The 25,875-nt window shown below is 61.4% G+C and carries 26 protein-coding genes; 12 read left to right on the forward strand and 14 right to left on the reverse strand.

Features of this window, described 5'->3' with window-relative positions; genetic code table 11:
- Positions 1–184 precede the first annotated feature (184 nt).
- On the forward strand, positions 185–1,909 hold the full coding sequence (locus tag PQR27_RS28880; RefSeq protein WP_408527002.1) for a peptidoglycan D,D-transpeptidase FtsI family protein: 1,725 nt from the start codon (positions 185–187) through the stop codon (positions 1,907–1,909).
- Positions 1,910–2,139: 230 nt separating this feature from the next.
- Positions 2,140–3,603, forward strand: coding sequence for a catalase (locus PQR27_RS28885; RefSeq protein WP_408527003.1), 1,464 nt, complete (start codon positions 2,140–2,142; stop codon positions 3,601–3,603).
- A 65-nt stretch (positions 3,604–3,668) separates the two neighbouring features.
- On the opposite strand, the gene PQR27_RS28890 is transcribed toward PQR27_RS28885, so the two are convergent.
- Entirely contained in the window at positions 3,669–4,817 is a 1,149-nt protein-coding gene (locus tag PQR27_RS28890) for a GGDEF domain-containing protein (RefSeq protein WP_408527004.1), read from the reverse strand.
- Between the two features lie 406 nt (positions 4,818–5,223).
- On the opposite strand from PQR27_RS28890, the gene PQR27_RS28895 reads away from it, so the two are divergent.
- A complete protein-coding gene (locus PQR27_RS28895; RefSeq protein ID WP_408527005.1) occupies positions 5,224–5,478 on the forward strand; it encodes a DUF2866 domain-containing protein in 255 nt (84 codons plus the stop codon).
- A gap of 14 nt (positions 5,479–5,492) precedes the next feature.
- Here PQR27_RS28895 and PQR27_RS28900 read toward each other — a convergent pair whose 3' ends face one another.
- Positions 5,493–6,131 (reverse strand): glutathione binding-like protein, encoded by a 639-nt coding sequence (locus tag PQR27_RS28900; RefSeq protein WP_408527006.1) that lies wholly within the window; start codon positions 6,129–6,131, stop codon positions 5,493–5,495.
- 90 nt (positions 6,132–6,221) lie between these two features.
- On the opposite strand from PQR27_RS28900, the gene PQR27_RS28905 reads away from it, so the two are divergent.
- The gene (locus PQR27_RS28905) at positions 6,222–6,878 is read left to right on the forward strand and encodes a TetR/AcrR family transcriptional regulator (protein WP_408527007.1); all 657 of its coding nucleotides are present in this window, start codon (positions 6,222–6,224) and stop codon (positions 6,876–6,878) included.
- A gap of 41 nt (positions 6,879–6,919) precedes the next feature.
- Here PQR27_RS28905 and PQR27_RS28910 read toward each other — a convergent pair whose 3' ends face one another.
- On the reverse strand, positions 6,920–7,558 hold the full coding sequence (locus tag PQR27_RS28910) for a 2-hydroxychromene-2-carboxylate isomerase (protein ID WP_408527008.1): 639 nt from the start codon (positions 7,556–7,558) through the stop codon (positions 6,920–6,922).
- Positions 7,559–7,636: 78 nt separating this feature from the next.
- Between PQR27_RS28910 and PQR27_RS28915 the strand changes: the two genes are divergently transcribed.
- A complete protein-coding gene (locus PQR27_RS28915) occupies positions 7,637–7,822 on the forward strand; it encodes a hypothetical protein (RefSeq protein WP_408527009.1) in 186 nt (61 codons plus the stop codon).
- Positions 7,823–8,004: 182 nt separating this feature from the next.
- Entirely contained in the window at positions 8,005–8,373 is a 369-nt protein-coding gene (locus PQR27_RS28920; protein WP_408527010.1) for a hypothetical protein, read from the forward strand.
- 56 nt (positions 8,374–8,429) lie between these two features.
- Here the strand turns inward: PQR27_RS28920 and PQR27_RS28925 are convergent, their stop codons facing one another.
- Positions 8,430–9,056 carry a LysE family translocator gene (locus PQR27_RS28925; protein ID WP_408527011.1) on the reverse strand — a complete coding sequence of 209 codons (627 nt, stop codon included), beginning with the start codon at positions 9,054–9,056 and terminating at the stop codon, positions 8,430–8,432.
- Positions 9,057–9,318: 262 nt separating this feature from the next.
- Between PQR27_RS28925 and PQR27_RS28930 the strand changes: the two genes are divergently transcribed.
- Complete coding sequence (locus PQR27_RS28930; RefSeq protein ID WP_408527012.1) at positions 9,319–9,903, forward strand: IMPACT family protein; 585 nt, start codon at positions 9,319–9,321, stop codon at positions 9,901–9,903.
- A gap of 669 nt (positions 9,904–10,572) precedes the next feature.
- Here the strand turns inward: PQR27_RS28930 and PQR27_RS28935 are convergent.
- The 4 genes from PQR27_RS28935 to PQR27_RS28950 all read right to left on the reverse strand — a co-directional run bounded on the left by PQR27_RS28935 (position 10,573) and on the right by PQR27_RS28950 (position 14,440).
- Positions 10,573–12,678: a TonB-dependent receptor family protein gene (locus tag PQR27_RS28935; RefSeq protein WP_408527013.1), complete on the reverse strand. Its 2,106-nt coding sequence runs from the start codon at positions 12,676–12,678 to the stop codon at positions 10,573–10,575.
- A 65-nt stretch (positions 12,679–12,743) separates the two neighbouring features.
- Positions 12,744–13,352, reverse strand: coding sequence for a YcnI family protein (locus PQR27_RS28940; RefSeq protein WP_408527014.1), 609 nt, complete (start codon positions 13,350–13,352; stop codon positions 12,744–12,746).
- Positions 13,353–13,398: 46 nt separating this feature from the next.
- Positions 13,399–13,812: a DUF2946 family protein gene (locus tag PQR27_RS28945; RefSeq protein ID WP_408527015.1), complete on the reverse strand. Its 414-nt coding sequence runs from the start codon at positions 13,810–13,812 to the stop codon at positions 13,399–13,401.
- Positions 13,813–14,059: 247 nt separating this feature from the next.
- Positions 14,060–14,440, reverse strand: a complete 381-nt coding sequence (locus PQR27_RS28950) for a DUF2946 domain-containing protein (protein WP_408527016.1) — start codon at positions 14,438–14,440, stop codon at positions 14,060–14,062.
- Between the two features lie 429 nt (positions 14,441–14,869).
- Here PQR27_RS28950 and PQR27_RS28955 point away from each other — a divergent pair, with 429 nt between their 5' ends.
- From PQR27_RS28955 to PQR27_RS28965, 3 genes are all read left to right on the forward strand, one after another.
- Positions 14,870–15,409, forward strand: a complete 540-nt coding sequence (locus PQR27_RS28955) for a hypothetical protein (RefSeq protein WP_408527017.1) — start codon at positions 14,870–14,872, stop codon at positions 15,407–15,409.
- A 117-nt stretch (positions 15,410–15,526) separates the two neighbouring features.
- Entirely contained in the window at positions 15,527–16,147 is a 621-nt protein-coding gene (locus PQR27_RS28960) for a LysE family translocator (protein WP_408527018.1), read from the forward strand.
- Positions 16,148–16,372: 225 nt separating this feature from the next.
- Positions 16,373–17,350, forward strand: a complete 978-nt coding sequence (locus PQR27_RS28965; protein WP_408527019.1) for a 2-dehydropantoate 2-reductase — start codon at positions 16,373–16,375, stop codon at positions 17,348–17,350.
- A 77-nt stretch (positions 17,351–17,427) separates the two neighbouring features.
- Here the strand turns inward: PQR27_RS28965 and PQR27_RS28970 are convergent, their stop codons facing one another.
- The 3 genes from PQR27_RS28970 to oxlT are packed head-to-tail and all read right to left on the reverse strand — an operon-like array spanning position 17,428 to position 21,217.
- Complete coding sequence (locus PQR27_RS28970; RefSeq protein WP_408528331.1) at positions 17,428–18,879, reverse strand: aldehyde dehydrogenase family protein; 1,452 nt, start codon at positions 18,877–18,879, stop codon at positions 17,428–17,430.
- The gene (locus tag PQR27_RS28975) at positions 18,869–19,846 is read right to left on the reverse strand and encodes a LysR family transcriptional regulator (protein WP_408527020.1); all 978 of its coding nucleotides are present in this window, start codon (positions 19,844–19,846) and stop codon (positions 18,869–18,871) included. The genes PQR27_RS28970 and PQR27_RS28975 overlap by 11 nt, the downstream gene beginning before the upstream one ends.
- 30 nt (positions 19,847–19,876) lie before the next feature.
- Positions 19,877–21,217 carry an oxalate/formate MFS antiporter gene (oxlT, locus tag PQR27_RS28980; protein WP_408527021.1) on the reverse strand — a complete coding sequence of 447 codons (1,341 nt, stop codon included), beginning with the start codon at positions 21,215–21,217 and terminating at the stop codon, positions 19,877–19,879.
- A gap of 372 nt (positions 21,218–21,589) precedes the next feature.
- On the opposite strand from oxlT, the gene PQR27_RS28985 reads away from it, so the two are divergent.
- Both PQR27_RS28985 and PQR27_RS28990 read left to right on the forward strand, forming a co-directional pair.
- Entirely contained in the window at positions 21,590–22,537 is a 948-nt protein-coding gene (locus PQR27_RS28985; RefSeq protein WP_408527022.1) for a LysR family transcriptional regulator, read from the forward strand.
- Positions 22,538–22,654: 117 nt separating this feature from the next.
- Positions 22,655–22,960, forward strand: coding sequence for an HAD family hydrolase (locus tag PQR27_RS28990; RefSeq protein ID WP_408527023.1), 306 nt, complete (start codon positions 22,655–22,657; stop codon positions 22,958–22,960).
- A 59-nt stretch (positions 22,961–23,019) separates the two neighbouring features.
- Here PQR27_RS28990 and PQR27_RS28995 read toward each other — a convergent pair whose 3' ends face one another.
- The 3 genes from PQR27_RS28995 to frc form a co-directional block, all read right to left on the reverse strand.
- On the reverse strand, positions 23,020–23,646 hold the full coding sequence (locus PQR27_RS28995) for an NAD(P)(+) transhydrogenase (Re/Si-specific) subunit beta (RefSeq protein WP_408527024.1): 627 nt from the start codon (positions 23,644–23,646) through the stop codon (positions 23,020–23,022).
- 61 nt (positions 23,647–23,707) lie between these two features.
- Positions 23,708–24,526: a fumarylacetoacetate hydrolase family protein gene (locus tag PQR27_RS29000; RefSeq protein WP_408527025.1), complete on the reverse strand. Its 819-nt coding sequence runs from the start codon at positions 24,524–24,526 to the stop codon at positions 23,708–23,710.
- Positions 24,527–24,612: 86 nt separating this feature from the next.
- Positions 24,613–25,860 (reverse strand): formyl-CoA transferase, encoded by a 1,248-nt coding sequence (gene frc / locus PQR27_RS29005; RefSeq protein WP_408527026.1) that lies wholly within the window; start codon positions 25,858–25,860, stop codon positions 24,613–24,615.
- Positions 25,861–25,875 lie beyond the last annotated feature (15 nt).

A 25,875-nucleotide genomic window follows, 5' to 3' on the forward strand; every position in this document is an offset into this window, starting at 1 on the left:
CGGAACCGTACCGATTGACGCCGCCAGCGCAATCGCCGCCGCCGATTCGGGCGGCGCACGCTAATCCCGCTGCACGCCATACGCGCGCAGCCCTCGCTCAAGGAGCACGCTCGACAGTCACGCGCAACCGGCCGCCGGCCTCGCCGGCCCCCGCTCGCCACGCACGCTGTCCGTATCCGCACCCATGATCCAGAAGAAAAAATCGCAGCCCCACGATCCCTACGCGCCCGTCGTCAAGAACCAGCTGCTGGCCGCGCGCCTGCCGATGTGGCGCTCGAAATTCATCGTCCTGCTGGTGTTCGGCGCGTTCGCGTCGCTGGCGGGCCGCGCGTTCTGGGTGCAGGTGGTGAATCAGGACTTCTACGTCGATCAGGGGCAAAAGCGCTATCAACGCACCATCGAACTGGATGCGACGCGCGGGCGCATCGTCGATCGCAACGGCTCGATGCTGGCCGTCAGTCTCGCGACCTACGAGATCTGGGCCAACCCAAAACTGATCGACGAAGCCGCCTTTGCGCCGCTCTCGAAGCTGCTCGACCTGCCGCTGGCGGAATTGCGCCGCCGTCTGAATGGCGACAAGATCTTCGTGCTGCTCAAACGCCAGGTGGACGCCGACACGGCCGGCCGCCTCGGCAAACTGGGTCTCGCCGGCATCACGCAGATCGCCGATTCCAAGCGCTTTTATCCCGAGGGTGAATCTGCGGCGCACGTGGTCGGCTTCACGGATATCGAGGACAACGGCCAGGAAGGGGTCGAACTCGCCGCCAACGAGCAGTTGCTCGGCGTGCCGGGCCAGCGCGAGGTGATCCGCGACCGCCTGGGCCGGGTGGTCTCCGAAACCCGGCCGCGCGTGCCGGCGCAAAACGGCGACACGATCCAGCTGACGATCGACCGGCGCATCCAGCAACTCGCCTATGCGCAACTGAAGGAAGCCATTGCCCAACATCGTGCCGAAGCCGGCAGTGTGGTCGTGCTCGACGCGCGCAATGGCGAGATTCTGGCGCTCGCCAACTATCCAAGCTTCGATCCGAACGACCGCGCCCGCCTGACCGGCCGGCAGTTGCGCAATCGCGCGGTGGTCGACACTTTCGAGCCGGGCTCAACGATCAAGCCGGTGGTCGTCGCGCTGTCGATCGACGAGGGCAAGGTGCGGCCGCAAAGCGTCATCGATACCGCGCCGGGCTGGTACAGGATCGGCCCGGCGGTGATTCACGACACCTCGAATCACGGCGCCATGACGGTTGCCGAGGCGGTGCAGAAGTCGAGCAATATCGCGCTCGCCAAACTCGCGCTGAACCTGCCCGCCGAAAAGATCTGGACCAAGTATCAGGAATACGGCCTCGGCTTGCGACCCGAACTGACTTTTCCCGGCGTCGCCTCGGGCAAGGTCAGACCCTACAAACGCTGGCGTCCGATCGAGCAGGCGACCATGGCGTACGGCTACGGTTTGTCCACCTCCCTGCTGCAGATCGCGCAGGTCTACACCGCCTATGCCGGCGACGGCACGATGCATCACGTGAGCCTGTTGCGTGATCGTACAGACGGCGCCGCACCGGCCAGCGATAAAGGTCATGCCGTCACGACGCCCACCACCGCGCGCGCGATCCGCTCGATGCTCGAAATGGCCACCGGCGTCGGCGGCACCGGACGCGCCGCGGCGGTAGAAGGCTACCGGATCGGCGGCAAGACCGGCACGGCGCGCAAGCAGGTCGGCGCGACTTACGCGAAAAACCGCTACCGCGCGTTATTTGTCGGCATGGCGCCGATGAGCGACCCGCGGCTAATCGTCGCCGTGATGATCGACGACCCGGCCGGTAAGGCATTCTACGGCGGCACGGTGGCCGGGCCGGTGTTCGGCGCGGTGACGGGCGGAGCGCTGCAGTTGCTGGGCGTGCCGCCGGATGCATGAGGGGCATTAGGGCCGCAAAGCGCGGCAGAAGCGCGAACAGGCCGCTCAATGCGGGCCGGCATAGCCCGCTCCGCTTCCGTTCTATTAACAGGCTTTTGATTGAGCGGTGCCGCCCCAGCCTTGCTAGACTAGCCCTCGCGCTAGACGATCTGGCATTTAGCGCCCCGTTGCGCGTCGGTCGCCACGAGAGCGGCCGATGCATTCCCCCGCAAGCAAGCTAAGGAAACGCCATGACGAATCGTACTTTGACGACCGCGGCCGGTGCCCCGGTCGGCGATAACCAGAATTCCGAAACCGTCGGCCCGCGCGGCCCGATCACGCTGCAAGACTTCTGGCTGATCGAAAAACTCGCGCATTTCGACCGTGAAGTGATCCCCGAACGCCGAGTGCATGCCAAAGGCTCCGGGGCCTTCGGCACCCTCACCATCACGCACGACATCACGCGCTACAGTAAAGCCAAGGTCTTCGAAGTGGGCAAGCTCACGCCCGCTTTCCTGCGCTTCTCCACCGTTGTGGGCGAGCGCGGCGCGGCGGACGCCGAACGCGACGTGCGCGGCTTCGCCATCAAGTTCTATACCGAAGAAGGCAACTGGGACGTGGTTGGCAACAACACGCCGGTGTTCTTCATTCGCGACCCGCTGAAATTTCCTGATTTCATTCACACGCAAAAGCGCAATCCCAAGAACAATCTGCGCGACGCCAACATGGTGTGGGATTTCTGGTCACGCAATCCGGAGTCACTGCATCAGATCACGATCCTGATGAGCGATCGCGGTATTCCGAAGAATTACCGGCAGATGAACGGCTATGGCTCGCACACCTATTCGTTGATCAACGCGCAGAACGAACGCTTCTACGTGAAGTTCCACTTCAAATCGAAACAGGGTATCGCCACCTACACGAATGCCGAAGCGACGGCACTGATTGGCCGCGATCGGGAAAGCGCGCAACGCGATCTGTACGAAGAGATCGAAAAGAAGAACTTCCCGCAATGGCGTTTCTGCATTCAGGTGATGACGGAAGCCGAAGCCCGTGCACGCCAGGAAAATCCGTTCGACATCACCAAGGTGTGGTCGCACAAGGAGTTTCCGTTGATCGACGTGGGCGTGCTCGAGCTGAACCGGAATCCGGAGAACTATTTCGCGGACGTCGAACAATCGGCCTTCACGCCGGCCAACATTGTGCCTGGCATCGGCTTTTCGCCGGATCGCCTGCTGCAGGGGCGCCTGTTCTCGTATGGCGACACGCATCGCTACCGGCTCGGCGTGAACCATCATCAGATTCCGGTGAATGCGCCGCGCACGGCGAACCTGAACACCTATCACCGCGACGGCGCGATGCGCGCGGACGGCAATCTCGGCAGCACGCCGAACTACGAGCCGAACCGGTTTGGAGCGTTTGCTCAGGACCCGTCCGTGAACGAGCCGCCGCTCGCCGTGGAAGGTGCCATCGAGCGCTACAACCATCGCGAGGACGACGACTATTACAGCCATCCACGTGCGTTGTTCAAGCTGTTCGACGCGGCTCAGCGCGAGCGCTTCTTCCGGAATATCGCTGAAGCCATGGCGGGCGTGTCGAAAGAGATCATCGAGCGGCAATTGGCGCTGTTCGAAAAGATCGACCCGAGTTACGCCGAAGGGGTGAAAAAAGAACTCGGCAAGACACCGCCCGTTTCAGAAACGGCACTCCCCTAGCTATCCGCCGATCCGCTGACTGGTTGCGCATGCAACCAGTCAGCGGGAGACGGCTCGCAGCTCGGTCAGGTCTCCTGCCGCTTCGGCGGTCGGCCTCGCGCGTGAGCGCCGGGGGTGGCCACCAGCGCCTCGATGCGATTGCGGCCGTTGCGCTTGGCCTGATACATCGCCCGATCGGCTTCCTCCATCATCGCCTGACAGGATGCGGCCGCTTCGGTCGTGCCGACGGTCATCGTGCGCGCCGCCACACCGATCGACACGGTCAACGCAATGCGCTCGCCCCGATCGTCCTGTAATTCCAGTCTTTCGACCGCTTGCCGCACACGCTCGGCGACGACCAGCGCATCGGCCCGGTCGCCTTGCAGCAGCGCGGCAAATTCCTCGCCGCCGTAGCGCGCCACGGTGTCGCCCAGACGCACCTGTTGCCGCACGCAGGCCGCTACCGCAGCCAGTGCGCGATCGCCGGTCTGATGGCCGTAGGTGTCGTTGATACGCTTGAAGCTATCGACATCGATGAACAGGCAGCTCACCGGCGCGCCATAACGGACGGCGCGCATGACCTCTTCACGCAGCCGCTCGTCGAAATAGCGGCGGTTGGCGAGACCGGTCAATGCATCGGTCATACCCAGTTGCTTGAGCCGCTCGCGATGCGCCACATTGTCGAGACTTGCCGTCACGATGCTCGCGAAGCGTTCCAGAATGTCCGTAGCCATGCCTTCGCCAAAGCGCAGCGGGTCGTTACTGCCGAGACACAGATAGCCGCTGACCTTGTTGCCGGCGGCCAGCGGCACAAGCGGCAGCATGATCGCGCTCGCCGGCGTAGGCGTGGCGCCGAAGAACGCGCGGCGCGCCGTTTCATCCAGCTCATGCCCTTGTCCCAGCCATGGCCGGCCGTCGTCGCACAGAGCATGCGCGGCGAGGCCGGCTTCGCGCGAGGTCATCAGACTCGGCTGGCCGAGCGCTTCCACCGCGCGCGGCTCGAGCAGTTCCAGCAACATCGGCGCATGGTCGTCGAGCCACAGCGTCACGCTCGCCAGCGAGAATTCCTGCGGCAGATGGCTGAACAACGTATCGAGAAACGAAGCGAAATCCTGCGCGCCGATCAGGCGCAACTCGACGTTCTGGAAGCGGCGCAGCGTGCGCTCGTTGTGCTGCACGGTATCGACGAGCGAGCGCAGGCGGTCGGAAAGCGGCGTTTGGGCGAGATTCGTCACGTTAGCAATGAGATGGCGCAAAAGGCCAGGCGGGGTCGACTCCCCCAACTGCTGTAATAACGGCCAATTCCACGGGGTCTTAAGGGCAAGATCAGAGCGCGGGTTCTAACGGGAGTTCGACGGTCGACCTGATCTTCGTCGATCCCGTGCTGGTGCATCACGTCGCCACCGATGCGCTCAATGACGATCAGGCGTGTGCGCAATCGCCGCTTTTACGCGCGATCTTAAGTCTGGCTTAATTCTTCCCTGTAACTATGGTGCATAACATCCCCTGTTGAGCCGCCAGAACATCGGCGGCGCTTTTTTTCTTCGGGTGTCGCATACGCGCATGTCGCATACGCGCATGTCGCATACGCGCAGAAAGATGCATCGCCAGCCTGCGAAAAAGGAAAGAAGGAGTCACACGATGGTTGAAGACACGGTATTCGAGCATTTGCGCACGATGCCCGGCAACGAATGGGTGAGCCAGATCCACTCGTGCAAGGTCTCGGACCCATTGCAGCCTCCTTGGGGACGTTCGTACAGGCTCGTCGAATGGACCATGAAACACACGCCCGAATCGAGTCGCTGTGTGGTCCCCGCGGAAAGCACGCCGCTTGAAATCGCTCAGTCAGTTGTGTCGCACATTCCGGGGCGGCGTTTCTGCCAGCATGGCGATTAATAACCCACCCGTTGTCAGCTTTTCGCGCGTTTCACCACTTCTTCGCTGAACAGCGCGAACTCTTCCGCGAGCGCTTTCGCGACGCTCGGGCGTTGAATCAGGCGCTTGTAGTAAGCGTCCACCGCCGGCCATTGCGACAGATCGATGCCGCCATGCGACGCCCAATTCAGCACCGTCACCAGATAGGCGTCACCCACGCTGAAGGCGTCGGCCAGATACTCGTTTTGCGCCAGATGCTTTTGCAGCACGCCTAAACGCAAGCCGGCCTTCTCGCGCGCATAGTGCTTCACGTCTTCGGGTGCGCGCGCATCGAGTAGCGGAACGAACACCGCCTTGTGCAACTCCGTACTGATGAAACCCAACCATTGCTGCAGGCGCGCGCGCTGTGCCGTACCCGCGGCCGGCGCGAGCCGCGCGGCCGGGTACCGGTCGGCCACATACGGCAGGATCGCCGTGTTTTCACTCAACAACCAGCCTTCGTCAGTGCGCAGAACCGGCACCTGGCCGAGCGGGCTGATCGGATAAAAATCGGACCCGTCGGATAACTGTTTCGACTTCGTGTCGACCTGAATGTAGCCAGCCTGCGCACCCGCCTCGTACAAGGCAATTCGGGTGGCCATCGAGCACGCAAGCGGAGAGAAGTACAGATCCATGAGGGAGTCCCCTGTCGTTGGTGTTTTTGTACTATATTGCATAGAAATCACCTCCGCCATATTTTTATGCCGACCAGTACAAAAAAAGAAATGCGCCCACGTGGACGCCCACGCGCCTACGATGCCGAGCAGGCGCTCGCCGACGCGAGAGATGTGTTCTGGCGCGGCGGCTACGCGGGCACCTCGCTGGATCAATTGAGCGCCGCGACCGGCATGAACCGGCCGAGCCTGTACAGCGCCTTCGGCGATAAACACGCGTTGTATCTGACCGCGCTCGTGCGGTATATCGAGGTCGGCCGGCTCGCGATGATCGATGCGCTCGGCGGCGATCTGCCATTGCCGCAGGCGCTGATGCGCGTGTATGACGGCGCGCTCACGTGGTATTTGCCTGCGGGTGGCGATCCGCTTGGTTGCTTCATGATCGGCACAGCGGCGGTGGAAGCCGTGGATGATCCCGAGGTCCGCGCCGCGCTTGCTGAAGGGCTGCGAACCTACGACAAGGCCTTCGAGAAACGCCTCAGGCTGGCCCAGGCCAATGGCGAGTTGCACGCCCACGCCGAGCCGGCCTTGCTTGCGAAGATAGCGTCGTCGATCCTGCACAGCCTGGCGCTTCGCGCCCGTGCAGGCGATTCGCGCGCGTCGCTGCGGGCCACGGCAATGGCGGGCGTAGCGTTGATATGTGCAGGCGGCGGTGAGCCGCCCGTTCCGGCGGCCGCCAAAACCGCAGCGAAGGGGCGCGCGAAATAGGCGACGGTGCCCAGGTTGCCAGCACGTCCGTGCGAATCACGCTAGCCCGGCGCGGCCGTCGGATTGCAGAAGGCCAATGCGTCGTCCAATCGATCATTGCCCCAGAACATCTCAGCGCCCGCAAAAAACGTCGGCGCGCCGAAAATGCCTCTGGCCGCGGCCGCCTCGGTCTGCTCGCGCAAACGCAGTTTGTTGGCGTCGCTTTGTGCGTCGGCAATGATGCGCTGCGCGGGCAGGCCCAATTCATTGAGGGCTTCGCTCACCACGTCGATCGAACCGATGTCGCGGTCGTACACGAAGTTCATCTGCATGATCTGCCGGCAGTATGCGGCAATCCAGTTCTGCTCGGCGCCGAACAACGCCACGCGTGTTGCGAGTAGCGCGGCACGGGGGAAGGTTGTCGGACGCGTCAGGGCGAGCCCGTATTTGCGGCATTCGCGCTCCATGTCTTTCCATATATAAGCGCCCTTTTCCTTCTGCGACACGAACGGCGAAGTGTCGTAACCCAACGCGCGAAAGATGGGACCGAGCAGGAAGGGACGCCAGCGCACCAGCACGCCCCGCTCCACCGCCTGGGCCTCGATGCGCATGACGCTCAGGTAGCTGTAATTGCTGCCGAAGTCGAACCAGAACTCGATTTCCCGTGCAGGTGTGATAGCGGGAGTCGCAGCGTCTTTCATTTTTGCCTCTCCAGATCATGCCGGGCTGGATAACGCCGTCGGTATTATTTGGCCACACGGCGCTCAGGCGTAACGGCTGTGGCCAATACGATCAACGCGAAATCCGACGTGCCCGTGCTGGCGAAACTCAATGCCGCGCGCAAGCGCGTGACGTGCGTTGCCCGAACACTGTTAGCGCCTTTGCAATGGTTGACAGTAAGTGAGAACGGTAATGCCTATGATGGGCTGATTCGCCGGTTACTTACATTTACGGTTACGACATGAATTATCCATACGACATCCTGACTGCCGTGTGCCTCTTCATTATCGTTATCTCCTCGACGATCATGCTGGCGCTGTCCTGATCCCTGCATACCTGCTCCGCGATGGCATTTCAAACGCTCTACGCGGTTCCCTAACCGGACGGGCTATACTGTACATATATACAGTGTTTTTTCGTCTGACCAATGCGCCTTCCTTCCTTCGAACCTCCAACGCTCGCCGACCTGCGCGCGTGGTGGCGCACGCGTGATGAACAGGCCGTCCAGCGGCTGATTCTCGAGATCCAGCGCCAGCGCCTCACGTTGCTGGAACTACGTTATCTGATCGACGCCGGCGTGCAGCAGGCACGCGTCACGGATCGCACGCTGATTGAACGCGGCGAACCGCTGATGACACTGCGCATCCGGATCGCGCAGGAAGTGCTGCGGGTTGGCGACATCGACGATACGCGGCAAATGAGCCGTGTCGAACAGGAAAGGCTCGCCGTGCGCACCGAGGGCCAGATGGAATATGCGCGCGAAGGCCGCTTGCGGCGGCAGCGCCGAAACATCTGACGTCAGAATGTGTGTTGCAGCATGCACGTTCGCAGGAACGGCGCGGCGCGCGCTGCTTAGCGCGTTTGCGCCGCTACCCGCAGGCCGAGCGAAATGAATAGCACGCCGATGATCTTGTTTTGCCAGCGGGCAAGCCATGTCAGGCGTTTGACCAGTTTGCCCAGCGGACGAATGGTTACCACGATCAGTGTCGTGTAAAGCGCGCTCATGCCGACAAAGATGAGGCCGAGCGTTGTGAATTGCAGGAAGGACGAACCGTGCTCGGGATGGACGAACTGCGGCAGGAACGCGAGGAAGAACAACGCGGTCTTGGGATTCAACACCTCGGCGGGGATGGCCTGGAAGAAGGCTTTGGAAGCCGATACCGGCGCGACCGTCGGCATATGCACGCTTGCCTGCTTTTCGCGCAACGCGCGGATGCCCAGATAGACGAGATAGGCGGCGCCGACAAATTTAACGGCATTGAAGGCGAGCGCTGAGGTCATCAGCAGTGCCGACAGGCCGATCGATGCCGCGAGCGTATGAATGAAGTCACCTGTGGCGATACCGAGGCCGGTGAGGATGCCCGCCTTGCGGCCACCATGCACGGTGCGCGTCAACACCAGCAGCACGGCCGGACCGGGAATCAGAAAAAGGCCTAGCACAACGGCAACGAAGGTTCCTAGCGTGGAAAGGTCAAGCATGTCGTCTCCTTGGTGACGCGCTGGGCCCAGCAGACAGGTGGGCGCGCGCTCAGTCGATGATTGTAGACGAATGGTTGGAATCTGGATTGGCGAAGGCGTGGGCGTGGACGTGCGCGTGCGCGGCTGGCGCTTGCGAACGAGCGTAGCGATATGTGGCAAGCGTGCGCGGGTGATTCGCCGGATATCTGCTGGCTATCCGTTACCATTGCAGTCACTGGGCCGCGAGAGCCGTCCGCATTTCTCATTCATTTAAGTTTTTGCCTTGCCCACTTATACCTTGCCCGCGGCGTTGACTGCGGAACTCGAGATTCGCAAGAGCCGGTTTATTGCGCATGCGATACCGGTCGCTGACCGCGACGCCGCGATGGCTGAGTTGCGGCGTCTGCGCGACGAGCATCCTGCCGCGACGCATGTGTGCTGGGCGTTGCTGGCGGGTGGCCAGTCGGGTATGTCCGACGACGGTGAGCCGTCCGGAACCGCGGGCCGGCCGATTCTGGAGGTACTGCGGCACCATGATCTGGACGGTGTGCTGGCGGCTGTCGTGCGGTATTACGGTGGGGTGAAGCTGGGCGCGGGCGGGTTGGTGCGGGCTTATACAGATGCAATTGCTTCGGCGCTGTTGAACGCGCCGCGGGTGGAGAGGGTTGTTCAGGCTTCGCTGATTGTCGAAGTGGGGTATGCCGATGAGGCGAAAGTGCGAAGATGGATTGAGGCTCAGGGATATGCGCTGGTGGAGAGTGCTTATGGGATGCTCGTAAGGATGACAGTTCGGGTGCCTGCCAATTCCATGGATGAGGCCCAGCTGGCGCTGGTGGATATGACTCAGGGGAAAGCTGGGTTTTTTTGATTTTTTTTGCCTTTGGCGGCGGCATTTTCCTTGTGTCTGCGGCGTTGGCCTTTCCTTGTTTTCTTATTGGTCTATTAGCGTTCCCCCTGTGCGGGGGGGCACCTACTTTTCTTTGCCGGCCGCAAAGAAAAGTAGGCAAAAGAAAGCGGCTCAAACCGCCAATTCTTAAGCGAGTCCCCTGGCTTGGAGGGGATCGTGGCTCCGTAGAGATTGAGCCTGCGCACCTCCCCGCCTGAGTGACCAGGCCGTCATGCTTCCGGCGGCGCTGCGCGCGCCGATGCGGTACTTCACAAAACCAGTCCGACTGGTGTTTTCGGCGCCTCGCCGAGGCGAAGCCGATGGCCCCCACAAACACAAACCGAAGCCCCTGGTTTCCCAGGCAGACCCATCCGCGACGCACGTAGTGCGGAGTGGGAGCGGATGACGGCTGTGTCACAGGCACTTATGGACCGAGGTGTGATCCGTTAATCGGACCACTAGCCCCTCCAAGCCAGGGGACCCACTTAAACGTTGGCGGTTTGAGCCGCTTTCTTTTGCCTACTTTTCTTTGCGGCGGCAAAGAAAAGTAGGTGCCCCCCCGCACAGGGGGAACGCTAATAAACCAAAAGCAAGAGAAACAACCAACGCCGCAGGCACAAGGAAAGTGCCGCCGCCAAAGGCAAAAAAAAATCAAAACGCGTATCTCATTCCAGCAAAAACACTCCTCCCCTCCCCAGGATAAAAAATCATCCCACTAGCAGTAGCAGCATTCCCCACTGTACTGATATCACTAACATACCGCTTGTTAGCCAGATTCCTGGCATCGACAAACACCGACACTCCATTACGAAAATCCATCCCCGCTTGCAACCCAAGCAACACATACCCCGGCACGCGCAGCGTATTAGCATCGTCAGCCCAGGCGCCGGCAGGCACCCAATCCATAGACGCCGAGACATGAAAACCATCCGGCCGCACATAACTCAAAGCCGCGCGCAGCACATTAACGGGTACGCCAGCAATCCGATTCGATCCATACTGTGGATCATCCTTAAAGCGGAAATCGCTCAGATTCCACAAGCCGGACAAAGTAATCCGGTCCCCCGACCCCGGCTTGAAAACATCGCGCCACACATCCACCGAAGCCTGCGCTTCAATCCCCCGCAATACAGTCTTGTTGGCATTGAACGTATTAGCCGGAACGTCAGGATTGATCGTGTACTGCAACAACTGATCCCGCACCATCGACTGATACGCAGTCAGATCCCAACTCACCCTGTCACGCGTGCCGCGCGTCCCCACCTCGAGGGTCCATGCATGCTGCGATTGCAACGGCGTAAAACGTGTGGTCGATGCGAACGACTGCGTGAGGTCGGTAAAGTCAGGCGTGTCCTGGCTGCGCGTGATGTCGATAAAGGCCTGAATCTCGCGATTGGGTTGCCACAAAAATCCGACCTTCGGATTGATGCCGTTATACGTCTGGCTCGCCGACTTATAAGTCGGGTCCGCAGCAAGACCGCCATGGTCCACATAATCGCGTACGTCCCGCAGCGCCTTCACGCCGGTCATCAACGCGACGGTCGGCAGGAAGAACAGGCGGTTCTCCACGTACGCCTCGTAGTTATACGCGTTCTGTGTCGAGTCGAGCGTCTGCGTGCCCCGGTTGCCAGATACGTTCACATACTGCCGCGCCTGCGTATTGCCGCCGAAAAATCGCGCGCCCGCAATCACGTCGTCGCGCATGCCGCCCAGGTTCAACGTCGCCGTGTAGCGCGGCGCGACGCCGTAGGTCCAGCCGTCCTGATCGATTACCTGGAAGATCGGGTGATACAGGCTCTTGTGAATCGCCCATGTGTCGATGTCGAGCTGCCCGACATCGAGCTTCACGGTCGTGCGATTGGCGATCCGCTCAGTGCGCGTGTTGCGCGCCTGATCGCCGGATAATGCGCTGGCCGCCGCTTTGGTCGGGTTGTTCAACGCGTCGCTCAGGCTCAGCGTGCCCGGCAATTGCTGATCGACAATATATGCGCCCAGATAGAAGCGCGTCTCGACGTTCGGACTGAAACGATAGCCAACGTTCGCGTTAAATTGCTCGTACTGGCCGCGTGAATGCTGACGGAAACCGTCGTTGTGATCAACCGTGAAGGTGCCGATAAAATCGAGCGGCCCCACCACGCGCGAGAACTGCGCGCCGCTGCGAACGGTGCCGAAGCTGCCGCCTTCGAGGCGCAAAATGTTTGGCGCCAACGCAGTGCGCGCGGTAGGCGTCAGGAAGTCAATCGCGCCGCCCAGCGTCGATGATCCATAAGCCAGGCCATTGCCGCCTTTGTAGACCTCGGTTGCCTGCAAGGCGAGCGGGTCAATCTGGTAATAGTCGCCGCTGCCGTCAGCCTGGTTGGTTGGTATGCCATCCTGAAGAATTTCGAGGCCGCGGGTATGGTACGAACGCGCAATGCCCGAACCACGGATCGAAAGCCGCAATTCCTGTCCGTAGCGGTTCTGCACGAACACGCCCGGTACATCCTTCAGAACGTCGCGCAAGGTGAACGCATAAGTGTTCGCGTACGACTCGCTGTCGACAAAACCCACCGAGCCCACCGTTTCGTCGAGCTTGCGTTTCTGTTGTGCGGGCGTGCCGGAAGTCAACGAGCCGTCGGCCTGCCCCTGAACCACAACGGGTGCGAGCAGCTTCGGCTCAGTGGCATCGGACGACTCGCTGGTTTGCGCGAACGCATGCGTGGCGACAAAAACCGCGGCACTCGATAGTGCGCCGCTTCGTTTAATGAATCGATACATGTGATGAGGTCCCGGCGCTGCATCGTGGCAGCGTCTTTTGAACGTGGAAGTTCACGCGGATTCGATCAGTTCGAATGCGAATGCGAGTGGACATGTGCAGGCTCAGCGTCCGTCGACGAAGCAGCCGCAGGAGGCGCCGCATCGGCCGCCTTCAGGCGAACGAACGGTGCCGGACTGTGCAACGCGTGCCAGCTTTGGCCGTCAGCGGGAATCTCGGTCCATTCGCGGCGGCCGCTTTCGCAGGTCTGCACGACCGGGAAATACAGGGTCTTGCCGGCGGCCTCGGGCAGCTTCATGACGAGACCAAAGCTGTCGTAAAGACTGTCGGGCAACGGACCGCCGCGCCATTCAACCGAACTCACCACGCGCGTGACCGACGCGCCGTGTTCGCCCTTTAACGGCGGTTCGATCGCGCGCGTCTGGATGTCGACGCGCCAGCCGGCTTTCATTTGCGGTTTGACCGACAACACATCAGCGGGTATGGCAACCTGAATGGCGACAGTCGACGAACCATCGCAACCGTGCGGCACATTCAGCGTGGTCTGAAAGTAAGTACCGCCAACTGCTTCATTCGGTTGCGCGGTGATATGGGAAAAGGCCGGCGCGCAGTTGGCTGCGCCGCCGAAAACGAGCGCGAGCTGGCACGCCACGCGTGCGAGAGTACGAGTGTGCATAACGTTTCCATGGATGACGAGTGGGCCGCGCAATACATCGCGCGGTCTAAACGGAATTGGAAACGCCTGCAGGTGGTCCACGCGGACGATTCGGAGAGAACCGCGCGACCAGCCGAAAGCCGAGCGAGCGTGCGTGCACCGCAGGGCCAAACGCCATCGATGCGCGCGGCACGCTAAAGCCGCTGCCCGCGATTGGCAAATGATGCGCAAGAAAACCGCAATAACCGCAGGACTTATCGTGATGCGTCGACGGCTGAGGCGCAGCCTCGCGCGAATCGCCCGCCAACGCATGCATGGCACGCGCCGCATGTGTCGAACACAGCTCGGCAAATGAAACCGCAGGCGAAGCCGCGCTTTCCCGCGCCGCCAGCATCTGTGTGACGACAGGCGCGGCAAGCCCTAGCCAGAGCGCCAGAAGGCCCAGCCATGCGGTCAGCCGCGTGTGCCGCTGACATGTCATGCAAAAGCGCCGCAAGGAACGATCATCGGCCAACCTGTCGGGTTCGTTGCGGGACGCCAGTCGTCATGCACGCGCCAGCGCATGACGCACCGTCAGACAGGCTGACGGACGCGAACAGGCACGGCTAGCGGTATGGATCGGCGAAGGAAAAATGGGTCCGCGCGGTCAGGCAACGAGGTGCATCGGTGCTATAGCGGCGTCCGTATGGAAACGCACCGCGTCACGCAGGTTGCCAGACCGGCTGGAATCAGAGAACGGCGACAGGTGGCGCGCGTGGTTGCGCCGAAAAAACGGGCGTAACGGATGGCCCGTTGACGCTTGCATGGACAACAGCGGCGTGCGCAAATGCGGCTTGAGTCGCGAAAGCGACCGGCACCGGCGGCACGGCAGGGAAATGCGCGAGCAGCCCGCAATAGCCGCACGCCTCCCAATGAAGCGCCTGCGAATGCGATGCGTCGGCGTCCCCGTTGGCAGAAGGCGTGGCTTGCGCCGAACAAAGATCCGATTGCTCCGCCTCGAGTCGGTCATGCGCGCTCAACGCCTGCGACACCGTAGGGGCGAGCGTTGTCATCAGGATCGCGAGCAATCCGAGGATACTGCCAATCTTCTGTAGATGGCGGCGCAGCATGCGACGGGATTTTAAGAATTGAAAGCCGTGCGATTATGCCACGCGAATTCGCGGGCGCGGCATTCTTGTCGACACGTGATGATCGATATAACGCTCTATATGAAATCACGCCCAGCAGTTATTGTCGTAAATCGACTGGCTGTTACCATGTAGCTTTGAACCGGTAAGACTCACGTCCGTCCGGACTCGCGAAAGCGCTGGGGAGACTTCGCGAATTCAGCCGCTGATACGGCTTACAGACGGTTCGCTGTGTGACAGCGGCGTGTATCCTCTTCAAGACCCGCCGCCGTTTTTGAATACGTTTCAATTTAAAGGGCACATCCTCTGACCTCGACCGCCGCTTTTCCCCGCACAGCGCCGGAGTCGCCGCAACAGAGCCAGTCTGTACGGCCGCCGCTCAGTGTCATGCATCCGGCCTTGAGAGGCGCCGTGCTCAAGGGCTGCGGCGCCATCGCGCTGCCGTTGATGCTATCCGCGTGCTCGTGGTCGTGGTTCGGTCTGAACAGTTCGCCGCGCGCAGTGGCGCATCCAACCGGCTGGCTGAGCGTCGCGCCTGCCCGAGATTTTGCCTATATGCCGGCACGCAGCGGGCGCGTTTCGCCGAACCGGATCGAGAACACGGCGATGACCGTCATCGTGCTGAAAAGCGATATCAACGAAGCAGTGCGCAACAGTGTCGCGAATAGCCTGCAGATCGCCGGCTTTCATCTCACCGAGAGCGGGAAGATCCTGAGCGGCAGCATCGAAAATTTCACGGTAGATGACGCACGCTCGCCGGCGTTCTGGACGCTGAAAATGCGCTACATCGTGACCGATGCCGCGACTCAAAAGGTTGTGTTCTCAACTATTAAGACAGTGCGGCAAAAGTCGCCTAAATTCACCAGCAGCACGATCGCAATCGAAGACACCGTCAAGCTGAGCGTCGATGCGCTGATCAGCGACCCGGGCTTCGTCAAATCGGTGAACTGAGTGAACGGGTCGAATCCGTAAGGGCGGGGCTTTCGCTACAATTGCATCAATGTGCACGAGACGCCCGGTCCTGCGCGCACAATTCGTTGCAAGCGCCCTTTCTCTCTGCGAGTCGTCATGTCCATCACCGCCTGGCTGTTCTTTCTGCCTGCCTGCTTCGCGATCAATCTCGCGCCCGGCCCGAACAATCTGTTATCGATCAATGTTGCGGCGCGTCACGGCTTCATGACCGCGTTTGTCGGCGGCACCGGGCGGCTCGTCGCATTCGCATTGATGCTGGTGCTCGCCGCAACCGGACTCGCGGTTGTGCTGCACGCCTCGGAATGGTTCTTTCTCGCGATCAAACTGGCCGGCGCCGCGTATCTGATCTGGCTGGCGATTCAGTTGTGGCGCAGCGACGCTCCCGCCATCGACACGACCCAACAGGACGACGCCTCGCTGTGGCGAATTGCGCGGCAAGAATGTCTGGTGGCGGCCGGCAATCCGAAAGCGATTCTGGTCTTCACCGCGTTTTTGCCGCAATTCGTCGATATCGCCAAGCCGATGCTGCCGCAATTCGCCGTACTCGGCGCGAGCTTTCTGGTGCTCGAATGGGTGGCGATCGCGCTTTACTCATGGGCCGGCATGCACCTCGGCAAGTGGCTCGTTCAAGCGAAAGTACGGCGATGGTTCAACCGCTGCTGTGGTGCTTTTCTGGCGGCCATCGGCGTGAGTTTCCTGCTGGTGCGGCGGACCTGACACGCCCCCGGTTGCGCAGGAAAACGCGGCCCGGGGCCTTCCTTCGAAACACACCCGCTTTCCGCCCTATTGGCGCATGCATAACCAATCGCTAATGGACGGCCGCAAAAACTTTAACTATCCCCAATCATCCCTCCCCCCTATGCTCGAAGCGTGACTCGCCGCCGTGACACGGCCAGATACGGCAGCGGGCAAGCGGCTTCTCAAAAGCATAGGGGCGACATCATGAAGATCTGTATCTTCGGAGCGGGAGCGATCGGCGGACTGATGGGCGTGCAATTGGCGCGCGCCGGCGCGGATGTGAGTTTCGTCGCGCGTGGCGCGCATCTCGCGGCAATGCGCGAACACGGCGCGCGCCTGATCATGGACGGCGAAACCTTCAGTGCGCCGGTGCGCTGCACCTCCGACCCGCGCGAACTTGGTGTGCAGGACTTCGTGATCGTCACGCTCAAGGCACACTCGCTGCCAGGCGTGGTCGACGCCATGCAGCCCCTGCTCGGCAAGCACACGGCAATCGTGACGGGCGTCAACGGGATTCCCTACTGGTACTTCTATCAGCACGGCGGCAAGTTCGCCGGCACGCGCCTCGCCAGCATCGATCCGGACGGCAGTCAATGGACGAAGCTCGGTCCCGAACGCGCGATTGGCTGTGTGCTGTACCCCGCGGCGGAAATCGTCGAACCGGGTGTCATCAAGCATGTGTACGGCAAGAAATTCCCGATCGGCGAGCCGAGTGGCGAACGCACGCCGCGCATTCAGCAATTGCACGAGATCATGCAGGCCGCCGGTTTCGATGCGCCGGTCCGCGACAATATCCGCGACGAAATCTGGCTCAAGCTGTGGGGCAATCTGTGCTTCAACCCGATCAGCGCGCTGACGCACGCTACGCTCGATGTCCTGACGAGCGACCCCGGCACGCGTGCGGTGTCACGCACGATGATGCTGGAAGCCAAGCGAATCGCGGATCAGTTCGGCGTGCATTTTCGGGTGGACGTCGAAAAGCGCATCGACGGTGCGGGCGCGGTCGGCGCGCACAAAACTTCGACGCTGGTCGACCTGGAAAACCGCCGGCCAATGGAAATCGATCCGCTGCTGACAGTGGTGCAGGAAATGGGCCGTCTCGTAGCCGAACCGACGCCAACCATCGACGTCGTGCTCGCGTTGATCAAACTGCGGGAACGGATGGCCTTGCAGGGCGATTGAAGTTCGGTTGGCTTCGGTTGCCATTTCAATGCTGAAGAAAGGACCGAACGCCGCGCGTTCGATCCTTTTCTAATGCCCTATTGATCGATCGCCAGCCACACGGCCTTGGGCTCGGTGAAATTCTCGATCGCCACATCGCCGTGCTCGCGGCCAAAACCCGAATCGCCTGAGCCACCCCACGGCAGGCGCACATCGGTATAACCGTAGGTGTTGATCCACACCGTGCCCGCCTTCAGGTCGCGCGCCACCCGATGCACCCGGCCGATGTCCGCGCTCCACACACCGGCCGCGAGGCTATACAACGTGCCATTGGCAATGCGTATGGCGTCGGCTTCATCGTTGAAACGAATCACACTCGCCACCGGCCCGAAGATCTCCTCCTGCGAAATACGCATTTCATGCTCGACGTTGGCGAACACGGTTGGCTCGACGAAGAAGCCGCGCTCGCCTATGCGCCGGCCACCTGTCACGAGCGATGCCCCTTCGGACTGTCCTGCGTCGACATAACCAAGCACGGTCTTCATCTGCGCAGCGGAGATGAGCGGGCCCATCGAGGTCTCGCGCGCCGCCGGATCGCCGACCTTGATCGACCTGGCACGCGCGGCCAGCCGCTCGACCACTTCGTCGTAGACGTCGCGATGCGCGAGAATGCGCGAGCCCGCCGAACACACCTGACCTGTGTTGAAGAAAATCCCCGATGCCGCTGCCCGCACCGCATTGTCGAGATTCGCATCCGGGAAAATCAGGTTGGCCGACTTGCCGCCCAACTCCAGCGTCACGCGCTTAAAGTTACCTGCCGCGCCTTGCAGAATGCCGCGCCCCACCGAAGGCGAACCCGTGAAAGTAACTTTGTCGATGCCCGGATGCGCGACCAGCGCGTCGCCCACCACCCGTCCCTTGCCGGTGACAATGTTCAGGACTCCCGGCGGAACACCCGCTTCAAGCGCCAGTTCACCAATACGCAGCGCTGTAAGCGGCGTGATCTCCGCCGGCTTGACGATCAGCGTGCAGCCGCACGCCAGCGCCGGCGCAATCTTCCACATGCCGATCATCAACGGGAAATTCCACGGCACGATCGCGGCGACCACACCGACGGGTTCGCGCAAGGTATACGTCAAGGCATCGGGCCGTACGGGCACAACCTGCCCGTTGATCTTGTCGCACCAGCCTGCGTAGTATTCGAGCGTATCGATCGCGGCCGGAATGTCCTGCCGCATCACCGCGGAAATCGGCTTGCCGGCATCAAGGCTTTCCAGCGCGGCGAGTTCTTCGAGATTCGCGCGCATCAGACCGGCGAGACGCGCCAGGATGCGGCCCCGCTCGGCGGCTCGTATTGCATTCCACACTTTTAGCGCAGCGCGTGCCGCATGCACCGCGGCGTCCACATCGGCGCCACTGCCTTGCGCGACTAGCGCAATCGGCTCTTCGGTGGCCGGGTTGATATCGACGGAATATTCGCCCGTGCCAGGCGGCAAGCGCTTGCCGTCAATCAGCAGATCGTGGCGCCTGAGGTCGGTGTCAGTTTCCATCATGAAGCTCCTTGCGTGGATGTTGCGTGGACTGATCGGGAGCGCCGGGCGGTGGTGTCACGGTGGCATTCGAATGTGCACTGGCTGACATGGCGAACTGCGCCCATGCCGATGCGGCGTTGGGTCTGAGCGAACGGTTGCGGCGATGCACGAGCATCGTCGTCAGATTCATCTGGGGAAGCAGCGGTCGGGATACCAGCGGCGCACGCGGCGCGGGCCAATGCGAGTCCACCGGTAACACGCCGATACCGAGGCCGAGTTCGATCATGCGCAACACGCCGGCGACATGGCCGAGTTCCTGCGCCGGCCGCTGTTTCAGGCCATGCATGCTGAAGGCCAGGTCGAGCGCGGCGCGCACGCCCGCGTCCGCATTCAGCGTGACGAGCGGAACATCCCGTAATGCGCTCCACGAGATGTCCGCATGTCTTGCCAGCGGATGCGCGAAGGGCAACACCGCGTGCAACGATGTGGTGAAAACCACTTGCGCATGCAACAGATCGCCTACCAACGGCTCCGCCACCGACACCACGCCGAAATCGACTTCACCTTGCTCGACGCTGGCGAGTACGCCGGCTTGTGGCTGATCCTTGACGGACACGATCAATTCCGGAAAAGCCGCGGCACAACGCGCAAGACCGTCCGCCACCCAGGCCGACGACAACACCGGATTGCTCGCCACCACCACCACGCCGGTATGTCCGTCGTATGCGGCGCGCTCCTCGCGCAGCGTCAGATCGATTTCGTCGAGCAGGCGGCCGATTCGCCGTTCGAGGCTCGCGCCCGCATTAGTCAGTTCTACCTGGCGGGTGGTCCGGTCGAACAGTTTCAGCTCTACCGCGTCTTCGAGTTCACGCACGCATCGGCTCACCGCCGATTGCGTGAGATCGAACTCACGCGCCGCGCGCGTAAAACTCCGCTCACGCGCAACGGCGACAAACACCTTGAGTTGCTGCAACGAAACGTTCATGAGTCAGTTGCCGGGCGCGAGCGGTTCACCCTACTCGCCTGTCTGCTCGGGCCAGTGGCCCAGCCGGGAAGTCTTGCTGCCGGCAGCGGCCAGCACGCCCTGCGGCTGGTTATGCGCCTCGATCCAGCGCGAGCGCATCGGCGCGAGCACGAACTTGGCCGAGATGCCCGCGGCAATCGTGACGACCGCCGCGACGATAAACACCAGGCTCCAGCCGCCCGTGGCCGACAGTACCGAAGCAATCGGCACGATCAGCGAGGCCGTGCCCTTCGCCGTGTACAAGGTGCCGGCGTTAGCCGCCGCGTATTTGCTGCCGAAAGTGTCGGCGCAGATCGCCGGAAAGATCGAGAAGATTTCGCCCCAGAACAGGAAGATCAGCGCGGCAAAGGTCATGAACGCATACGGGTTGGTGCCGTACTGCATCAGACCGAGCAGCGCCAGGCCCTCGCCGATAAAGATCACGAACATCGTATTTTCGCGGCCCAGCTTGTCGGAAATGAAGCCGCACAGCGGACGGGTAAAGCCGTTGCAGACGTTGTCGATCGAGAGCGTCAAGGTGAGCAGCGGCAAGGTCATGCCGAACATCGTCATCGGAATGCGCGCGAGTCCCCAGTCCTTTGCGATCGGACCGATTTGCGCGGTCGCCATCAGACCGCCCGCCGCCACCGCGACAAACGACACGTAGATCACCCAGAACACCGGTGTCCTGATCATCTGGCCCGGCGTGTAATCGACCTTGGTAACGGCGAATTTCTTTTTCGCGGTGGTGGCCGGACGCACGGTCGGCTTCTTCAGAAGCAGTGCGAGTACGAGAATGGACACGCCTTGCAGAATGCCGAAGAAAAAGAACGTGTGCTCGTAGCCCGAGCGAGTAATCATGTTCGCAATCGGAATCACCGTCACTGCCGCGCCCGCGCCAAAACCCGCCGCGGTAAGACCCGCCGCGAGACCGCGGCGATCGGGAAACCATTTCAACGCATTGCCGACGCAGGTCCCGTATACGCCCCCCGCGCCGATCCCGGCAATGACCGCTGAGACATACAGTTCCGGCAGGCTCGTCGCATAGGAATTGATGACCCACGCAAGCCCCGCGCAGACCGCGCCACCGGCAACCACCGGACGCGGTCCGAACTTGTCGACCAGCCAGCCTTCCACCGGCACGAGCCACGTTTCAGTGAGGATAAAGATGGCGAAGGCGAGTTGGATCGACGCTTCGCCCCAGTGATGGCGCGAGTTCATCGGTGTGACGAACAACGTCCAGGCGTATTGCAGATTGGCCACCAACGCCATGCACATCATGCCAATGGCGAGTTGCCACCAACGGTTCGCCCAGAATACGCGGGCCGTGGTCTGCTGATTGATATCGTCCATGAGCCTTGTCTCCGCCATTTATATAGTGCAGCCGGCCAGAACGCCGCGCTGTATGCATCCCACCTTTTGGTTATGACCCGAAAAGCCTTGCAATCCGGGAATATTTAATATTTGCGTCTTTATTCCGCTTTCTTTAGAAACCCTGCCGCCCTGAATCACCGTATTCCAGACAGTTCTTTATTCCGATCAATTAAGCACGGACTGTGCGTTCACTTTTACCGGCGGCCCTGTCGGGCCTGAAAAACAAGCGTTAACCCGAGTCCTGCAGCGGCAATTCCGCCTTCTTATACAGACCCATGCTAGGGTGATTGCTGAATAACTAATAATTAAAGTTTGTTATTATGTCGATTCACGTTTGCTTATACATCGGCCATGACGATGCGCAATGCGACTCTGCGGCAACTTAAGGTTTTCGAAACGGTGGCACGTCACCTGAGCTTCTCGCGCGCCGCAGAAGAATTGCATCTGACGCAGCCCGCCGTTTCCACTCAGGTCCGTCAACTCGAAGAACATGCGGGGCTGCCGCTGTTCGAGCAGCTCGGCAAAAAGATCTACCTGACCCCGGCCGGCACCGAGATGCTTCACTACAGCCGCGCGATCATTCAGCAGTTTCACGAAGTCGACGAAGCGATGAGTCAGCTCAAGGGCGTCTCCGGCGGCAAACTGAACGTCGCGGTGATCAGCGCGGGCGACTACTTCTTTCCACGCGTGCTGGCTGAATTCACCCGCCGCTACTCCGGGGTGGTGCTCAATCTCGCCGTGCACAATCGCGAAGAACTGCTGCACCAGCTCGCCACCAATCAGACCGATCTCGCGGTGATGGTGCGTCCGCCGCACGAAACCGACGCGACCAACGAGCCGTTCGCGCCGCACCCTTATGTGATCGTGGCAGCGCCCACGCATGCGCTCGCGCACAAGCGCAACATCAAGATGAACCAGCTCGCGAGTGAGGCCTTTATCGTGCGCGAACGCGGCTCGGATACATGGAATTCGATGGAAGAAGGTTTCGCCGGACGCCTTGCCAATCTGAAGATCGCGATGGAGATCAAGAGCACCGAAACCATCAAGCAGGCCGTGATCGCGGGCATGGGCATCGCGTTCCTGTCCGCGCATACCATCAGCCTCGAATTGCAGCTCGGCCATCTGGTGGTGCTCGACGTCGAGAGCTTCCCGGTCATGCTCAACTGGTATGTCGTGCACCGGAAGAACAAGCGCCTGCCGCCGGTCGCGGTCGCCTTCAAACGCTTCCTGATGGAGGAAGGCGCGAATCTGATCGAGAAGATCACGCGCGTGAAGGAATTGAGCGTGTATAAGCAGTAGGCTATGGAAATCCAATAAAACTTTAACTATCGTAAATTGATCAGCACCCCTATTCTGCAAGCGAGTCCTCACTGATCTTCCGTCAGTACTCTCACTTGTCAGCCCAGGAGGCCGATCATGAACCACGCCCAGGTTGTGTCTCATGCCAGCGCGCGCACTGCCCATGTTGCGGCGGATCACCCCGACGACGCGCATCTGAGCGCGTACAATGCCGCCTTCAGCGATCTCGGCCTGCGCTTTCGCTGGGACCGCGGCACGCTCGACGTCCTCAAGGAATTCAACGGCGAGGCCGCGCGCATTACCGCCTACATCGAGCGCTTTCACGCCCACCTTCACCGCGCGTACGACGCCGAGTTTCTGGCCCAACTGATCCTGCACAAGAAAGCTCAGTACTTCAGCGAGTTTTCTGCTGCCGGCGATTGATCGCTGCGGCGGAGCCATTCCGCCGCCCCCTGTTCCCGATGTCCGGCGTGTCCAGGTATTCATCGTTGACGACGCGTCGGGCGAAGCGTGGAGCGGTGGTGAGCACACACGCGCGTGGGTTGGGACCCGATTGCGTCGCAACGGCTGGCGAATGCATACGTGGCCGTGTCGTGCCTGCCGGAATACTCGCGGTTCAGCATCAGATGCGCACCTAATGCGGCAGCGAGCGCGCCTGTTTCAAGCAGCGCCGCGAGGCCGAACGGCTGCGCCTCTTCCGTGACGAATCCATAGCCGAGCCCCGCGCACAGAAGCAACCCGAGAAGATTGACAACGCTATGGCCGGGGCGCGCAGCTTGACGCGCTTCCCATGCGTTCAATACGCCGCGCAACTGGCACACGGTCACAGCCGATATCGCGAAGATCAGCGCACCCATCAACACCGCCACGTATAGCTCAACACGTTCGACATGCGCCTGCGCCGCCGACGACAGATAGCGAGCAAATCCGCCGCCCATCACAGCGAGCCCCACGGCCGTGCCAAGCAGAGCGACCAGCCCGGACGAGCTCGCCAGCTTGCGCCGTCGGCCGAGCGGCGCTTGCCAGGCCATCGCCGACGCCCCTGCCAGCCCCACTGCCAGCAGAGACCCGACTCCCACCCACACGGTACCGTCAGACGCTTCTAGCATGCGTACTCCTCCGTGTTGCGATGCAATGACGCGGATGACTAACCAACTCAACCGCTTCAGCTCAGACGATGCCCGCTGTCGCCAGTGATCCCGCCGATGCCGCCACACCCCGCGCGCCGGTCAACGTATTGCTGAGCGTGCCGATGCCCTCGATCGTGATCGTCACCGTCGAACCGTCCTTGATCGAACCGACGCCCACCGAGGTGCCGCACGCGATCACGTCGCCCGGTTCGAGCGTCAGATCCTGTGAAATCAGACTCACCTGCTCGGCCGGCGAAAAAACCATATCGGCGAGCGGATAGTTCTGCCGCTCCACGCCGTCGAGCATCGTGACCAGACGCGCGTCACGCCAGTCGAATCCGGAAACGATCGTGGGCCCGATGCAGCAGAACGTATCGAAGCCCTTGGCGCGGCACCATTGCGGAAAGTGCGGATTCTCGTTCAGCAAATCGGCTGCCGTCACATCGTTGACGAGCGTGTAGCCGAAGATCGACCGGGCGGCCTCGTCGACACTCGCCTCGCGGCAGCGCCGTCCGATCACGATGCCCAGTTCGCCCTCGTAGACGATCTTGCCCGTGTAACTGGGCGGCCGCCGGATCGGTTCGCCCGCGCCTATCACCGAGCCCGCAGGCTTCAGCAGAAACAGCGGATGCGCGGGTACTGGCTTGTCGAGTTTCGCCGCCAGCGCGTGATAGTTGTTCCACAACGCCACGACCTTGCCTGGCGCGCACGGTGCAAGCGGCGTGAGCGCGCGCATCGACAGCACCGCGCCGGTCGGCATCGGCTGATCGAGACTTTCGTACTCGTGCAGATAGCCGCCTTCGACCCGGCCAAACACAATGCCGCCATCGCTCGACATGAAACGCATCCACGTATCCATTACGTTGCTCCTTTGAGCACGGTGCTTCAGCGCGATCATCGTCCATACCGCGACGAAGATCGCGCATTGACTGCCGACTGCATCGTTCAGATCGCGCCGGCGGTGCGCAACGCACTGATCTGTTCAGGCGAATAGCCGAGTTCAGCCATCACCTCGTCGGTGTGTTCGCCGAGCAGCGGCGAGCGTTTGACGTCGGTTGGACTGTCCGACAGTTTGATAGGATTGCCAACCGTCAGATACTTACCGCGCAACGGATGATCCACTTCCACAATCGTGCCGGTTTTACGCAGCGACGGTTCCTCGGCGATTTCCTTCATCGACAGAATCGGGCCGCACGGAATGTCGTACTTGTTGAGAATTTCCATTGCCTCGAACTTGGTCTTGGTCATGGTCCAGCGTTCGATCTCGGCGAAGATATCCTTCAGACGCGGCAAGCGCGCGGCGGGCGTCGCGTAGTCGGGATCGGTGGACCACTCTTCCTTGCCGATCACATTGCAGATTTTCGTCCACACCGGCGCCTGCGTGATGAAGTAGATGTACGCATTCGGGTCGGTCTCCCAGCCCTTGCACTTCAGAATCCAGCCCGGCTGACCACCGCCGGAAGCGTTGCCCGCGCGCGGCACCGCTTCACCGAATGTGCCGTTCGGATACTGCGGATACTCCTTCATCGTGCCGGTGCGTTCGAGCCGTTGCTGGTCGCGCAATTTCACGCGGCACAGGTTGAGCACGCCATCCTGCATTGCGGCGAGCACGCGCTGGCCACGGCCGGTGGCGGTCCGTTGATAGAGCGCCGTGACAATCCCGAGCGCCAGATGCAAACCGGTGCCGCTGTCGCCGATCTGCGCGCCGGTCACCACCGGCGGGCCATCGTCGAAACCGGTGGTGGAGGCCGCGCCGCCCGCGCATTGCGCGACGTTCTCGTAGACCTTGCAGTCCTCGTACGGCCCGGGGCCGAAGCCCTTCACCGAAGCGACGATCATGCGCGGATTGAGTTCCTGAATGCGCTCCCACGTGAAGCCCATCCGGTCCAGCGCGCCGGGTGCGAAGTTCTCCACCAGCACGTCGCATTTCTGGATCAGTGCTTCGAGAACCTGTTTGCCTTCCGGGTTCTTCGTATCGATCGTGACCGAACGTTTGTTGTGGTTGAGCATGGTGAAGTACAGGCTGTCCACATCGGGAATATCGCGCAATTGCTCGCGCGTGATATCGCCCGCACCGGCCCGCTCCACCTTGATCACATCCGCGCCGAACCACGCCAGCAACTGCGTGCAGGTCGGCCCCGATTGCACATGCGTGAAATCGAGAATGCGTACGCCGTCGAGTGCTTTGCTCATGGTCTGTCCCATGCA

Origin of the sequence: Paraburkholderia fungorum, from assembly GCF_046027215.1 — a bacterium.
GTDB classification, from domain to species: domain Bacteria; phylum Pseudomonadota; class Gammaproteobacteria; order Burkholderiales; family Burkholderiaceae; genus Paraburkholderia; species Paraburkholderia fungorum_D.

Bases quoted from the DNA above. Each gene is read 5' to 3' on its own strand.
- PQR27_RS28905 (WP_408527007.1), top strand. From the start codon at position 6,222: ATGCGCCCACGTGGACGCCCACGCGCCTACGATGCCGAGCAGGCGCTC.
- PQR27_RS28885 (WP_408527003.1), top strand. From the start codon at position 2,140: ATGACGAATCGTACTTTGACGACCGCGGCCGGTGCCCCGGTCGGCGAT.
- PQR27_RS28920 (WP_408527010.1), top strand. From the start codon at position 8,005: ATGCGCCTTCCTTCCTTCGAACCTCCAACGCTCGCCGACCTGCGCGCG.
- PQR27_RS28925 (WP_408527011.1), bottom strand. From the start codon at position 9,056: ATGCTTGACCTTTCCACGCTAGGAACCTTCGTTGCCGTTGTGCTAGGC.
- PQR27_RS28990 (WP_408527023.1), top strand. From the start codon at position 22,655: ATGAACCACGCCCAGGTTGTGTCTCATGCCAGCGCGCGCACTGCCCAT.
- PQR27_RS28945 (WP_408527015.1), bottom strand. From the start codon at position 13,812: ATGACATGTCAGCGGCACACGCGGCTGACCGCATGGCTGGGCCTTCTG.
- PQR27_RS28900 (WP_408527006.1), bottom strand. From the start codon at position 6,131: ATGGATCTGTACTTCTCTCCGCTTGCGTGCTCGATGGCCACCCGAATT.
- PQR27_RS28960 (WP_408527018.1), top strand. From the start codon at position 15,527: ATGTCCATCACCGCCTGGCTGTTCTTTCTGCCTGCCTGCTTCGCGATC.
- PQR27_RS28935 (WP_408527013.1), bottom strand. From the start codon at position 12,678: ATGTATCGATTCATTAAACGAAGCGGCGCACTATCGAGTGCCGCGGTT.
- PQR27_RS28965 (WP_408527019.1), top strand. From the start codon at position 16,373: ATGAAGATCTGTATCTTCGGAGCGGGAGCGATCGGCGGACTGATGGGC.
- PQR27_RS28880 (WP_408527002.1), top strand. From the start codon at position 185: ATGATCCAGAAGAAAAAATCGCAGCCCCACGATCCCTACGCGCCCGTC.
- PQR27_RS28975 (WP_408527020.1), bottom strand. From the start codon at position 19,846: ATGAACGTTTCGTTGCAGCAACTCAAGGTGTTTGTCGCCGTTGCGCGT.
- PQR27_RS28995 (WP_408527024.1), bottom strand. From the start codon at position 23,646: ATGCTAGAAGCGTCTGACGGTACCGTGTGGGTGGGAGTCGGGTCTCTG.
- PQR27_RS29000 (WP_408527025.1), bottom strand. From the start codon at position 24,526: ATGGATACGTGGATGCGTTTCATGTCGAGCGATGGCGGCATTGTGTTT.
- PQR27_RS28895 (WP_408527005.1), top strand. From the start codon at position 5,224: ATGGTTGAAGACACGGTATTCGAGCATTTGCGCACGATGCCCGGCAAC.
- PQR27_RS28940 (WP_408527014.1), bottom strand. From the start codon at position 13,352: ATGCACACTCGTACTCTCGCACGCGTGGCGTGCCAGCTCGCGCTCGTT.
- PQR27_RS28910 (WP_408527008.1), bottom strand. From the start codon at position 7,558: ATGAAAGACGCTGCGACTCCCGCTATCACACCTGCACGGGAAATCGAG.
- oxlT (WP_408527021.1), bottom strand. From the start codon at position 21,217: ATGGACGATATCAATCAGCAGACCACGGCCCGCGTATTCTGGGCGAAC.
- PQR27_RS28970 (WP_408528331.1), bottom strand. From the start codon at position 18,879: ATGGAAACTGACACCGACCTCAGGCGCCACGATCTGCTGATTGACGGC.
- PQR27_RS28985 (WP_408527022.1), top strand. From the start codon at position 21,590: ATGACGATGCGCAATGCGACTCTGCGGCAACTTAAGGTTTTCGAAACG.
- frc (WP_408527026.1), bottom strand. From the start codon at position 25,860: ATGAGCAAAGCACTCGACGGCGTACGCATTCTCGATTTCACGCATGTG.
- PQR27_RS28950 (WP_408527016.1), bottom strand. From the start codon at position 14,440: ATGCTGCGCCGCCATCTACAGAAGATTGGCAGTATCCTCGGATTGCTC.